This window comes from Paenibacillus sp. JGP012, assembly GCF_014203995.1.
Classification (GTDB): domain Bacteria; phylum Bacillota; class Bacilli; order Paenibacillales; family Paenibacillaceae; genus Paenibacillus; species Paenibacillus silvae.
In genome coordinates, this window is the sequence record NZ_JACHKG010000012.1 from 34,457 (window position 1) to 48,506 (window position 14,050).

The 14,050-nt window shown below is 46.4% G+C and carries 10 protein-coding genes; 6 read left to right on the forward strand and 4 right to left on the reverse strand.

The features are described from left to right. Window positions 1–122: 122 nt before the first annotated feature. Window positions 123–1,085, reverse strand: coding sequence for a hypothetical protein (locus HNR77_RS15840; RefSeq protein WP_184186138.1), 963 nt, complete (start codon window positions 1,083–1,085; stop codon window positions 123–125). A gap of 342 nt (window positions 1,086–1,427) precedes the next feature. Here HNR77_RS15840 and HNR77_RS15845 point away from each other — a divergent pair, with 342 nt between their 5' ends. Beyond that, window positions 1,428–4,655, forward strand: a complete 3,228-nt coding sequence (locus tag HNR77_RS15845) for a copper amine oxidase N-terminal domain-containing protein (RefSeq protein WP_184186141.1) — start codon at window positions 1,428–1,430, stop codon at window positions 4,653–4,655. Window positions 4,656–4,882: 227 nt separating this feature from the next. Beyond that, window positions 4,883–5,854, forward strand: a complete 972-nt coding sequence (locus tag HNR77_RS15850; RefSeq protein WP_184186143.1) for an AraC family transcriptional regulator — start codon at window positions 4,883–4,885, stop codon at window positions 5,852–5,854. 151 nt (window positions 5,855–6,005) lie between these two features. Here the strand turns inward: HNR77_RS15850 and HNR77_RS15855 are convergent, their stop codons facing one another. Next, window positions 6,006–6,809, reverse strand: coding sequence for a DUF1129 family protein (locus HNR77_RS15855; protein WP_184186146.1), 804 nt, complete (start codon window positions 6,807–6,809; stop codon window positions 6,006–6,008). Window positions 6,810–7,220: 411 nt separating this feature from the next. Here HNR77_RS15855 and HNR77_RS15860 point away from each other — a divergent pair, with 411 nt between their 5' ends. The 3 genes from HNR77_RS15860 to HNR77_RS15870 all read left to right on the forward strand — a co-directional run bounded on the left by HNR77_RS15860 (window position 7,221) and on the right by HNR77_RS15870 (window position 9,481). Next, window positions 7,221–7,454: a hypothetical protein gene (locus HNR77_RS15860; RefSeq protein ID WP_145405546.1), complete on the forward strand. Its 234-nt coding sequence runs from the start codon at window positions 7,221–7,223 to the stop codon at window positions 7,452–7,454. Window positions 7,455–7,751: 297 nt separating this feature from the next. Next, complete coding sequence (locus HNR77_RS15865) at window positions 7,752–8,582, forward strand: alpha/beta hydrolase (RefSeq protein ID WP_184186149.1); 831 nt, start codon at window positions 7,752–7,754, stop codon at window positions 8,580–8,582. A gap of 113 nt (window positions 8,583–8,695) precedes the next feature. After that, on the forward strand, window positions 8,696–9,481 hold the full coding sequence (locus tag HNR77_RS15870; RefSeq protein WP_184186152.1) for a DODA-type extradiol aromatic ring-opening family dioxygenase: 786 nt from the start codon (window positions 8,696–8,698) through the stop codon (window positions 9,479–9,481). Between the two features lie 241 nt (window positions 9,482–9,722). Here the strand turns inward: HNR77_RS15870 and HNR77_RS15875 are convergent, their stop codons facing one another. Next, window positions 9,723–9,935, reverse strand: a complete 213-nt coding sequence (locus tag HNR77_RS15875) for a hypothetical protein (RefSeq protein ID WP_184186154.1) — start codon at window positions 9,933–9,935, stop codon at window positions 9,723–9,725. A 338-nt stretch (window positions 9,936–10,273) separates the two neighbouring features. On the opposite strand from HNR77_RS15875, the gene HNR77_RS15880 reads away from it, so the two are divergent. Beyond that, entirely contained in the window at window positions 10,274–13,165 is a 2,892-nt protein-coding gene (locus HNR77_RS15880) for a tail fiber protein (RefSeq protein ID WP_184186157.1), read from the forward strand. Window positions 13,166–13,322: 157 nt separating this feature from the next. Here the strand turns inward: HNR77_RS15880 and HNR77_RS15885 are convergent, their stop codons facing one another. Further along, complete coding sequence (locus tag HNR77_RS15885) at window positions 13,323–13,859, reverse strand: DoxX family membrane protein (RefSeq protein ID WP_184186160.1); 537 nt, start codon at window positions 13,857–13,859, stop codon at window positions 13,323–13,325. Window positions 13,860–14,050 lie beyond the last annotated feature (191 nt).

The window sequence follows — 14,050 nt, forward strand, 5'->3', positions numbered from 1 at the left end:
TACTCGAAAGCAATCTGAATCACTGCTGAATCACTCTAAGCATGTAAATAACTCTGCACACCCATTCATCTAGCTCACGTTATGCCATTCAGCAATCACCGTCTCATCGCAACCTCACACTACTAGTTCCAAAACTCACTTCTAGGCATATTCTGTTCCAGCCAGTTTTCGACCGCTTCGGTTTGTTCATACTTGGATTCGGCGACGACATCCATAAAAGCATTCAGCTTTTTCAGAAAAGCACTGTCCTTGGAGGAGTTGCGCTGTAAGACAGCTTTGTAACCTTTTTGAGCATTCGCATCCATGATAGTGGTGTCATAATCGAACAGAGGTGTATTATCCAGCCCATAAAAAGTATAAAAGGTATACTCGTTCAGCAGCATCTGTATCTGCTGCTTCCGATTGGACTTGGGATAATCATTCAGGAATTGTTCCTGATTCAGCGCACGATTGAGCATCTCCTGATATCCAATCATGAGGCCTCCATCCTCCGTAGAAATATTGCTTGTTTCCACGGCCATGATTCGGATGTACTGTTTGATATCCTTATTCACGTAGGAGGTATATTTGTCAAAAGCAGCGTAATTCATGATTGGATACAGCGAGCCCTCGATCATCGTCAGGCGGTAACCACTGTCTCTGGCTTGCTGCAGCAAGTTGCGCAGCGTGTTGTCTTTGGTGCGGGCCATCAGTTGGGTGAAGCTGTTATTCCACTTATAGATTTTCAACATCTGATCCTGTACATTCGGAACAAGCATACGATCGGTCATAGCAGTCAGTGCCTTGATCCGAGCGTTCTCCAGCTGCATTACCATTAGTGTTGCATGATACGGGGTCACCTGGCTGATCTTGGATTCAAGGTAGCGATCGGCTGCGGGCAGACCATTTTTTTTGTAAAGCATATTCTGAAATGATTTGTAGATCGCGGATGAACTGGCTGTTGTAACCTTGGTCTCCGCAGCCGGGGCAGCAGAAGCGATGCCAGTGACTGGAGCAGCGGCCGTTTGCAACAGTACAGCTATAGCCGTGGCGGTAAGCAGCGTGCGTAAACCTTTATTTTTAAAATAATGTAAAGATGATGTCATCCGTATAAACCTCCTGCAATTCTGTATTATTAGGAGCGATCGAAGTAAAGGCTGCATAGGAAAATAAGTCCCCTGCCTGAGCAGTCGTGGTTAACCATTACCCACAGATTACATTAATTGGCACACAAAGTGGTTGCGGAATAATGACAAATTCTTCTGTTATTTTTAACTTTTCAAGGTAGATAACAGGTAAATTTTTCTGCGAAAATAATTTTTGGGCAGACCGGAAACTTTTTATCGAATCGGAACGTCTTAGATGTGCATAGGAAAATACAGGAATTCACCAATAGCAAAGCTAGTCTATACGATGTTACTAATTATGGAGAGAATGGGGATACAGGTATGAGGAAAGCGGGAGGAAATCAAGTCAAAAAGGTGATGTCAGCGTTGGCCGTGTCGGCCATGCTCATGTCTGCACTGCCACTGTCGGTGATGGACGCAGCGGCAAGAATCAGTATCTATATTAATGATGCCGAGCTACCATCTGCTCAGGCTCCAGTTATGAAGGCTGGGCGCGTACTTGTACCGCTGCGGTCGATTTTCGAAGGATTGGATGCAGATGTAAAGTACAGCAATCAAACGAAAAAAATTACAGCAACACGCGGGGATCAGGAGGTTTCATTAACGCTCGGTTCCAAGGTTGCATATATCAACGGACAGCTCACCATGCTGGATGTGCCTGCGAGTACAATCAAGGGAAACACGATGGTGCCGATTCGTTTTGTGAGTGAAGCGTTTGGCGAAAAAGTATTCTGGAACTCACGGAATCAGCGTGTGGATATCAAAACAACATCATCAACGCCTGAAACGCCAGTAGATGATACGCAGTTTGCGGCCTGGAATATATATGGCGCGGTATCCGGCAGCAACGGAGATGGTCGCGATCTGACGGTAAGCTTTACACGTGCGACTTCGGAAAAAACCGTGTCTGCGTACCGGATTATGCTGGTAAAAACGCGTGATGTGAACAGCTTCAATGAAAAGACGGCCTCAGCTGTTCCTTCCGCAAATTATACTTCCATTACGCCAAACGGCAGCAATCCGAAGCTCACACTGAATGCTCAGACACGTGACGTTAACGGAGATTTGCTTAACGGCAATGAAAGCTACCGTCTGTATGTATTAACCGTAGGCAACAGCAGTAATAACTACAAAAATATATTGAACTGGTCTTCCCAAGTTCTAAAGCTGAACCAGGTGAAATCTTCCGTTCAGGCTGTAACGGGGCTGCGTGTAGCTGACGTAAACGATTATGGCGATGGCCGAGATATGGAGATTAATTTTACACAGCCAAGCACGACGTCCAATATTACGTATTACCGCGCATATGTAGTGAAAGCAAAGGATGCCTCGACATTTAATCTCAATGCGGCTAATAAAGTATCCAGTGCCAATTCTACGATCATCTACAAAGGCAACTCAAGTGCAGTTAAAGCTCAGCTGACTTCCTCATCCCGGGATACTTCTGGCGAGTTGATCAAAAGCGGAACAGCCTATGTGGTATACATCATGTCAGTGAGTGCGAATACAACAATGGATAGCAAGCTATCCACATCATCATCTTCCCTGACGTTGTCCGTGAATACAGCAGCAGCTCCAGTGATTACACAAGTCAGAGACATTTCAGATTATGGAGATGGCCGCGACATTCAGGTAAGCTTTAACCGTGTATCCGATGAGTCGAAGGTGGCAAACTATCGTGTGTTCGTTGTACGCAATTCGGTAACCAGCAGCTTTAACCTGAATACAGCAAGCAATCTGTCTTCCAGCCTCTATTACACGGTAAATAAAACGGGCAACAACATTACTGTAACCTTGCCTTCCAATATGCGGGATACAAGCGGTTATAACATCACGAATTTGCAGGATTATCGAATCTATGTCATGGCAGCAGGCAGTCAGCAAAATAACTACACCAATGCACTGTCGGCTTCTTCCAGTGTATTGAGATTGACGTCGAATAGCACTGCAGGTGTGGTAAGCAACCTGTCAGTTGCAGATATCGGTGACAACGGGAACGGTTCTGATCTGCGCGTAACATTCAACAGAGCGTCGGATGAGTCCAATATTTCGCACTATCGCGTGTTCGTGGTACCTGCCAGCTATGCGGGAAGCTTCAATCTGAATGCAGCCAATTCGTCGAATTATTACACTCAGGTAAACAAAACGGGCAGTAATCTGTCAGTATCACTGCAATCGGGCACTAGAGATACCATTGGAAATCTCATTGTTAACGGGCTTCCTTACCGTGTGTTCGTCCTGTCCGTGAACAACAACGGCAATTGGAGCCAGAATGCTTTGTCCTCATCATCGGTTCAAATTACACTGACACAGAATGCAACGGTGCCGGCTCCGACGAATGTGGCTGCAGCTGATGTTGGCGATAACGGTAATGGTAGTGACCTGCGTGTGTCGTTCAATAAGTCATCCAATGAGACGAATGTAAATCATTATCGTGTGTTTGTTGTCAAAAATTCGGATGTTAGCAACTTTAATTTGAATTCTGCTTTAAATAATGGATATTACACGTACAGAAGCAAGACGGGAAGTAATCAGACTTTCAATTTAACGGATAATGTCAGATCAACGGACGGAAATCTTATAGCAAACAATATTGATTATCGAGTGTTTGTTGTGGCGGTGAACAATAATTCTTCTCAGTCCAGTACAATCTCATCGGCATCGGCTGTAGTGAGATTGAATAGCACATCTGCTGTAGCAGCAGTAAGCAAGGTAGATGTAACTGTTAAAAATCAAGGGCAACAGGCAGGCAATGCTTCAGATGTGACTGTGAATTTTGCTAAGGCAGCGAATGAAACAGGCATAGCTAATTATCGTCTATTTATAGTACCTGCAAATTATGTAAGTGGCTTCAACTTGAGTTCAGCTCTCAAACTTGGGTCAGAAGGATACTCTGATCAGCCAAAAGCAAATGCAGGTCAACCGATTGGATTGAATACAGGGTATAAGGATATTAACGGCAAAGATCTTGTTGTTGGACAAAATTATCAAGCCTTTGTTATGTCTGTATCCGAAAGTTCTTCTCGTTCATCAAGCTTGTCACCTGCTTCTAATGTATTTAGTATCTATGCCCTAGCAACTCAAGCTCAAGTGGCAACAGGATTATCGCTTCAAAATACAAGTACAGTTGACAATGAGAGCTACAAACTCACATTTACTCCACAAACTGCAGAAGGTAGTAACCAATATCGCTTATTCATTGTTCAAGGATCAGATTTGGATCTTTCATCAGCAGTTTCTAACAACAACTATCGAACACTATCTCCTCAAGAATTGGCAGCAGGTGTGGTCGACTTATCGGCAGTATCAACAATAGATTCCGCTGGTGCTAAAATTGCAGTTGGGGGAGAGTATAAGGCATATATTTTGTCATTTGCTACAGATGCCACCAAGTATAAACATGCACTTTCAGGTTCGTCGAATGTAGCTAAGCTAGAAAAAGCCGCATCTACTCAAACTACAAATCCGGATCAAACGAATACCACAAATACACCTGGTGATTCGTCGGGAACGCCTACAGGACAATCATCTACAACAACTCAAGGTTAATCTCTATATAACATCTTTTCAGCTCCCTTTCCATTTTCGGAAAGGGAGTTTTTCCTTTTCTCCGTTATCGCCACACGACAGCATCTGCCAACGTCATGACCAATGTCCTTATTTTCGGACAATTATAGCGCTGAAAAGGGTTCCTTGGGCCATTGCTGATCTGTGATCAAACGACCGATAATAAAAGGCAGAGAGGCATTAGCTCATAAGCTGAAAGGAAGGATGGCATGTTAGCGTTTCGTTTGACAGGGCGGCCGGATTCAAGAATGCCTTTGTACCTGTACGGTGTGGGTACGCAGGAAGAGAAGGGATTGCATAGACCGGACGGTTTTCCGGTGTACCAGCTGTTTATGGCACGAGGTGGCGGGGGGCGGTTTAACATTGAGGGAAGAGGGGTTCTTGTTATTGGTTCAGGTCAATTGTTTGCACTTGAACCGGGAATAGCTCATGAGTATATTCCTCATCCCAAAACGAGCGGTGAGCTGGCGTGCATCGGAATCGGCGGTGAATCAGCGGCATCGGTGCTTCAGGCTGCAGGATTGGTTCGCAGGGAACCTGGCATCGTATCGGGGTTTGATGTGATATGGTCACGGATGACGGAATTGTGGAAGGCGCTGGATCAGGGCAAGATGTCGATGTGGAGTATCTCTGCCTTGGTATACCAGTTCATTCTGGAACTCGCTCAGGCTATGCCTCAAGAAGCACTGTCAACTTTTCCAGCGGCAGCGCCAAAAATCAGGCACTTATCCAAGGAAGCGGACAGTGCAGGGCAAGAGAGCAGCGTGTCGGGAATGCAGCTGCACCCGGATGCTGGCCAACAGGGGCTCAACCGGGCTATTGCCTTGATGCAGGCTCATTATCAGGATGATCTGTTATTCAAACATGTGGCTGATGCAGCAGGTTACTCTGTACAGCATCTAAATCGCCTGTTTCATCAGCACTACGGTGTGACAGGGCATCAGTACATGCAGCGCTGGCGTTTGCATAAGGGAATGGAGTGGCTGAACGAACATCCTCACGCGAGTGTGAAGGAAGCGGCAGAGAATGTAGGCATGGAAGTAAATTATTTTATCCGGATGTACAAACGTGAATTCGGGGAGACGCCGGGCAAAGGTGTAAAGCAGCGCAATCAGCTCAAGCTGGAGCAGAGTCTTACGCTGCACCACAGCAGTAGCCCGAAACCTCTGGTAGAGGGATGAGAAGCAAAAAATTGATTAATCAAATGGCATAAACTGAATTAGTGATTTAAACTATCAAAACGGCAGCCATATAAAAAGGGACCTATTCGGTCCCTGTTAAACTTCCATTGTAGTAATGACCACCAGTGAATATGTGCCTGTCTGTGTCCTTTTATGCCTGTTTCTTTTGCCCGAATAGCGGTCTCATTAGAGCCAGTCCAACAATGCCAATGACCGCACTCACCCACGGGGCCATGTAGAAAACAGGAAGTTTATTTCTAAGCGGGTAACCGACAAAGAGTACAAGCACAACGATGACGATAAAGATGAGGATGCCTCCAACGTTGACTTTGGGCATCATATGTTTGTCCTCGCCCTGGTCGTCTGGTCGTGCTGCTAAGCGACGCAGCATCTCCACCAGTGCAATCCCGCCTACAGCGGCAATAAGGAGGGAAAACAGGCTAATATGCTCGAAAGGCTCGGTATCGCCGTCTGTCATACCGAAGAATAATCCTGCGCAGCCTTGAATGAACAGTACTACGGATATAGCTGCCCAGGCGATCATCACATACCATTTAGGTGTTCGCTGCGCAGGCTCTGACGTATTGTCATGATCCGCGTGCTGAACGGTGCTGGCATTATTCTTTTTGTTGGAAACTGTACTGGAATAATTTCTGCCCGTATTTGTCCCTGATTGGACGTTTGGCTCAGCATCACCTATTCCCAGCTGCATATAAATATCCTTTTCCAGATCAGGTCCATACAATTCGCGAGCTGGTTTGTTTGACTGCTGTGCCTGTACGATGGCTTTACCTGCGGCGAGAATCCATTCTTCCTGAGTTCTCTCGTCTGCCGGTGACTGCCGTGCAATGCTGCTAATCTGGTTATACAGTTTTACGTTATCTGGTGTCATTCGACTCATCTCGGTGATTTGCCGATTTTGTATTTCTTTCAGCTTCTTATACGAAATCCCCAATGTTGCTCCCCCTGTCCTCACACGTTCTGATCCTCCATATTCATGAAGACCCTGACGGTATTTTAGTATACGGGAAGGGCTGTCGTTTCGCAAAGTCATTCCTTATAAAATAACTGCTTGTGGTTCACCCATAGCCCGATGCAGGCTAGCACAACACAGGTACATAAGAGCACCAGCTTTCCATGATGCTGAATCCATGCAAGCAGATGTGCCATGAGCTCATTCCTTTCGGTGAAAGGCGTTCCAGAGGGGATGCCTTTGATTTTGGTTGTATTTTCCCCTTGTGAATCTGGAATATACACAGACCGTTCCGAAGAAGCAACGATTCTGTGAACGGTGAATAAAGAGCTGTGCAATCCACCACAATAGTAGCAATTTAAAACCGAAATGACGGACAGGAGGGAGCTCAAGATGGACAAGCAATCAGAACTGACACGCAAAATGCTGCTCAACAGTAATTCCCGTGGTGTTAAGGATGAGGTAGTGCCAATGAATGAGACTGTGGACGATGCGGAGTTTGGGGAAGAGCTTAACGATGACAATCTGCAGGGCAGAAGCTTCTGGGACAACGATGGTGAAGGTCAGCAGCATGAATGGAATGGCCGAATCGAGACTCATGCGATGTTCCGTAGGAGTTACGAGTAGGAAAGAACCATGGACTATACATGCAGAGGAAATAACTGCTACAGGAACCAAACAGCGTAAATTACGAGCCTTGCTGAACATAGCCAGGCTCTTTTTTTTGCAGGGGGAATGGCTCAAAAAGAGAACAACAGCATACGACAAGGAACGATCATTTCTCGCGTTGACTTACGGGTAAGGGAATGATAATATACTAATATCTTCTTAATGCTTACTAAACTTATCGGATTAAATACAATTAACATAAGAACGATAAACGTCAAATAGATTGCATTTTCACCAAGGAAAGGGGAAATCGGTATGGAACGTCAGATCAGCATCCGTCACGGCGAAGAGGAGTTAACCGCGACCATTCACTATCCGGTTGTAAAAGATATCAAAGAGGAGACACGTCAGCAGCGTGTGCCTTTGGCGGTCATCTGCCACGGCTTTGTGGGAAGCCGAATTGGTGTGGATCGTTTGTTTGTAAAGACAGCGCGCGAACTCGCGGAAGACGGATATCTGGTGCTTCGTTTCGATTACATCGGCTGCGGAGAGAGCAGTGGTGAGTATGGGGCAGAAGGGCTGGAGTCCATGGTGTTGCAAACCCGTTCTGTACTGGATTATGCTGTGAACTGCAGTGATGTAGATCCTACACGTGTCACTTTGATTGGACACAGCTTGGGTGGAGCTGTTGCGCTATTGACGGCTGTTCGAGACAAACGGGTTAAAAATCTCGTGATGTGGTCTGCTGTCGGTTATCCATTCAACGATATTGTAAAGATTACAGGCCGGGACGTGTACGATGAAGGCGTGAGAAAAGGTGCTGCCGATTATCTAGGTTACAAATTCACACCGAAATTTTTCGATTCGTTGGCAGAACATCAACCATTCCAGGAAGCCGTGAAGTTCAGCGGGGATGTGCTGGTTGTACACGGTACTTCCGATGAGGTCATCCCGGTAGACTATGCGTTTCTGTATCAGAAAGTTTTCTGGATGCGTCAGGAAGGGCGCTGCGACAAGGAGATTATCTTCCAAGGCAATCATACCTTCTCATCAGGTAAAGAGCGGGAACAGCTCATTACTCGCACAAGAGAATGGCTTGGAGAGCGTCAGAAGATTGAAGAGAACTGGCAGCACTGGATGATCTAAGCGATCAGTCAAACGTCATCAATCAAAAGTCACGGGGGGTAGCTTGGAAAAGCGCCTTCTTCGGGGTAAAATAGAGAGGTAAGCATCCTATCCGTGTCTGGAGGTTGGCAGCGATGACATTACCCGCACTATTCATTGCGCATGGTTCTCCCCTGCTTTCGGTGGAGAGCAGTGACTACACTCAATTTTTGAACCAGCTTGGAGAGAGGCTGCCGGCTCCAAAGGCTATCGTTGTTTTTACTGCACACTGGGACTGTCCTGTGCCTTCGGTGACGATGGATGAGAACCATCAGACCCTGCATGATTTTTACGGATATCCTTCAGCAATGTATAACATACAGTACCCTGCAGTCGGGCAGACTGAAATTGCGAACGAGATCTGTGCGTTATTCTCCCGAAGCAACTTGCCATATCAGCCTGTTCTTGGACGAGGGCTGGATCATGGCGTGTGGGTGCCGCTGTTGCATATGTATCCCGAGGCCAACATTCCGGTTATAGCGGTATCAGTGGACTCCCTGCGTTCTCCTCAAGAGCAGTATGATATCGGGCGTATGCTGGAGCAGCTCCGGTATGATAATGTGCTGATTGTTGGTAGCGGTGGAACGGTTCATAATCTGAGAATGCTGGCACAGGATGACGAGCCACAGGACTGGGCAATCGAATTTGATGATTGGCTGGGGGAGCGACTGCAGCAGTGGAATACAAGAGAGCTGTTTCAGTATGATAAAAAAGCTCCTCATGCGCGGACAGCAGTACCCTCCTATGGAATGGAGCATATCGCACCTTTGTTCTATGCGATGGGCTCAGCGGATATGTCCCGCACAGCCCGGAGGTTATTTCAATCCTATCCTCATGGCACGCTTAGTCTGAACTGCTGGCAGTTTGGAGACGGCATGTAACCCGGAGCAGATGAGAGTGGAGTACATGAAAATACTGGGATGCAGTTCTCATCCAGTTTGGATGCAAGTGACGTCTTTCAAGTTATTAACGATTAATGAAGTGAAGAATACCGTATAAATAAGATAAAAGGTTCCTCGCGTCTGTTAACGACTGCGTGGAACCTTTTTTTGGTGTTTAGAGACGTCACAGGCTTTTGCTGTAATATCTCAAAGAAGCATGCCTGTATCCTGACTTTTAACACTATTTACGAATCTCGAACAATTCACATTCCGCACGCGAGTGATAGGCCAGCTCGCTGACACTGGATTGCACAACAACGGTTTTCTCATCAAAACGAATGATAATGCCGCCAGAATCAATCTGGTGGTTATCTTTGAATACGCGAATTTTATGTTTTAAAGTCATGGCTTCCTGAAAATCGGCGTCCGTTTCAAGACGGCGTTGAGTTGGCATAGGATACTCCTTTTTACGAACAGACTTTATATTTATCATAATATGGAGTCCGGCAGGTGAGCAAGTGTACGGGACTGGATACCATCAACTTGTATTGTAGCGTTCTGGAAAAAGTGAATGGGTATTATGATTAATATCATTGCCAATTCATAATTGTGCAAAAAAAATAAGGCTGAATAGCTAGAAATTCGCTATATTCATTTCCCAATGCATCAATTAAACTAAGCGTAATCATGTTACGTGTTACGAAAAATCCCATACAGGCGGGGATAGCGGAAAGTTCAATAATTCTTATTGCATTTAGCATGAGGAAATATGAATAAAGGGGAGATAGCGGAGTGATTCAACATGCGTGCCGTGTCTTTTGGAAAATCACATTGGTATTTGTGTTAACGTTTACGACATGTTCCTTGGGGAATGGAACAACGCGATTAGCGCATGCGGCTGCTAATCAACCGTATGTAGGTGAGATTCAGCTCTTTCCTTACAATTTTGCACCAGAAGGATGGACATTCGCTGCAGGCCAGACATTGAGCATTCAGAGCAATTCAACTTTGTTTTCCTTGATCGGAACTTGGTATGGCGGCGATGGGAAGGATAACTTTTCGTTGCCGAATCTGACATCTTTACCCGTGCCTGACGGGATGGGATATTACATTTCAACCGGGGGATTGTTCCCACCACGAGAGGAAGGAATGGTAAGTAATGCTCTGGCGGGCGAAGTGCGTATGTTCCCATACGCTTTTGTACCTAGTGGATGGCTGAAGCTGGATGGAAGCAAGCATAGATCACTGGATTACCCAAGACTTTATGATACGATTGGCTCGGCGTTTGGTTCTTCGGATGGTGAAACGTTTACGCTGCCGTCTGTTGAGATTCCGATACCGGACACCAAGCTGTTTTTTGCTGTGGCAGCAACAACTTCTGCCGAGCAGAATGGGAACGATATCGGTAATGGAACTGGTTATGAGCTTATCGGCGAAACGATACCATTTCTTGTGCCAATGCAGACAACCTGGGAACCTAGTGATGGCAGACTTGTCTCATTAATGGACAACCAAGAATTGTTTTCACTGCTAGGCGAGAAATTTGGCGGTGATGGAACTCGCCAGTTTGGAGTGCCGAATATGAGCAATAATCCTTATGCGTTCCAATATTATATTGTTAAAAACGGTGGTTATCCGAGACGTGTTGATGGTGGAAGTGTTCCGGGTGAGTTGGCAGGAACAAGCACGATCTATACAGTTCCATCTGGTCAGTCTGTACAAATATATAGTTCGGATTTGCTTGGCAATGCATCCGGGAGTGGGGCTTCGGGTGTATCGTTGCGAACGCAGCCTCAGCATGGAACGGTAAGCGATCGCGGTAACGGCTTTACGTATACAGCTGCAAGCAATTATTCAGGGGATGACAGCTTTACCGTCCGTACTTACAACAACAATGGATTCGCCAGCGGTTATTCTACGATCAGGATCAAAGTGGAGGCACCTGTACCCCCAGCGGTGAGTGGGGTTAGCGACGGAGGCATATACAATGGTACCGTAACTCCCGGTTTTACAAATGGTAAGGCGACGCTAAATGGTAGTGAATATCTGAATGGAACACCCATTGGTTCGGAAGGCAGCTACACTTTAGTAGTAACCAACAACTATGGTACAACAACCGTTTCTTTTACAATTGATCTTACACCGCCAACAGTGGATGGTGTAAGAAACGGGGCACGATATACCGAACCGCCTACGATCACCTTCAGTGATGGGAATGCCAAGTTGAATGGTGAAGCATTTAAAAGTGGGAGTCAGGTTAGTCAGGAGGGGAGCTACACCCTGATTGTTACTGACGAAGCTAATAATAGTTCGACACTTACCTTCAGCTATTATGCACCGCGCCAGCTCTTATTTGACAGCGGCGGCGGATCGAGTGTAGACAAGCAAGAAGTGTATTACGGTGATCATGGTATTGAACCCACCGCACCAACGCGAACCGGTTATACCTTTACCGGTTGGTTTACGGATACCCAGCTCACGGTGCCGTTTGATTTTAGTGAGCCGATCCAGTCGAATGTGACGTTGTACGCGGGCTGGAAGCCGGTAACGACACCAGGGGGCGGTTCAAACTCAGGGAACAATGGCAACGGTGGCACAGGGAGCAGTGGGAATGGCGGAAGCAGCGAAAGTGGAGGAGGTTCAGGTTCTAACTCCAACTCTAACTCTGCCCTCGGCACTGAAAATAATGCTTCGAATAGTACGAGTGATACGCAAGTAAACGTATCTATTGCTGCAGGGCAAGCTGCTGAAATTAAATTAGGTACGGGAATGCAGCTCCAGGTCCCAGCAGGTGCAGCCAATCAGCAGTTGGAGATCAAAGCTATCGTTGTGAACACACCACTGACCGGGCTGAACGGCAACATGCGTGTTGTGAGTCAGGTATACGAATTTACCAAAAACATGCAGGGGAACTTTGGCGCTCCAGTGAAATTAACGCTGAGTTTTGACCCTACATCACTCTCGAGCAATGAGAAGCTTGCTGTCTTCTACCAAAATCAGCCCAATACGCCATGGATCATGGTTGAAGGTGGCGTAATCAAAGGGAACACAATTAGTGTAGATGTGAATCACTTTACACGTTTTGCCGTGATGGCTGTTCCAGCAGCTGACGCGAGTCCGATACCTGCAAAAGGTGATTTCAGTGATATTAGCGGACACTGGGCAGCTTCCACCATTCGCCAAGCGGCTGAGCTGGGTATCGTCAAAGGTTATGCGGATGGTACATTCCATCCGGGAGCCCCTGTAACCCGAGCGGAGTTTACAGCAATGCTGGTGCGGATGCTCAAGCCAGCAACTGAGCATATCGATACGGATTCAGCTTCGCCAGTCTTCTCAGATATGGCACAGATCGGGGCATGGGCGCGTGAAGATGTTGCCTTAGCCAGTGCTCTGGGCTGGATTCAGGGAGATATGAGAGGTAACTTTCGTGCCAACGCTTCGATTACCCGAGCAGAGATGGCCGTTATGGTCAGCCGTGCCATGGCGATCACAGATGCTGACGCGGAGGCTTCCTTCACGGATGTAGCAACCATTCCTGCCTGGGCAATTCAGGCAGCAGCTCAATTGCAGCAGTCGGGGATAATGAAGGGCCGAGTCAATGGGGCTTTTGATTCCTCAGCTCCGTTGACTCGCGCGGAAGCAACTCAGGTTCTGATGAGAGCCGAAGAAATGAAATTCAAATGATATTATGTGTTTAAATTATATAACATCGTTAGCAGCGGCTTCCTCTGGGAAGCCGCTGCTTTATTTGTTGTGGTGAACAAGATGCGGCCAACTTACAAATCAATAAAAATCCTGCTCCGTGGAAGGAGCAGGACCGAGGTTTTATAATTTATTTAGATTACGCTGTTTTCTTCGTTGGTGTAATGGTTGGTGTCGTAGGTGTCACCGTTTTGTTGCGGTTGAACAATCCGCGAAGGTAAGGCAGAACCCAGTGATCCAGACCGATTTTACCAGCATTTGCACCAGCTACGACGATGAAGATTTCCATCAGAACCAGTTGAGCGTTAGTGCTTACTGTACCCGAGAAGAGGAACGCGAAGTTCATGACCATTGCCATCAGAGCTGCCAGGGTTGTGAAGCATCCAAGGAGAAGTCCCAGACCTACAAGGAATTCACCAAGCGGGATAACGAAGTCGAACAATCCGGCATTCGGAATTGCGAATTTTTCAAGGAATGTTGCCCACCAAGCTTGAACGGCCGGGTTTTCACCTGTTGCTTTACCAAGTGCTCCTGCGAGGAAACCGCCAGCTTGGAAACCGCCAGTCAATTTGCTCCAGCCGTGAGTCATCCAGTCGTAACCGATATACACCCGAAGTATTGTCAAAATCCACATTGCCACTTTGTTTTCTCTAATCCATTGGTTGAAGCTGAACATATAAACCACTCCTTTTATGAAATCTAATGTGTGTGTTGTTTTTGTTTTTCTAAGTGATCACCTTTGATGTCTTTATTGTATAGCCGTAAAGGTGTTTTGTTTGTGATAATAATCACAATCTAGTTCAAATTTTAAGTAAGGTTTAAGAAGTTCACATTTCTGACACATTTAATCTCTTAACCTGTGATTCA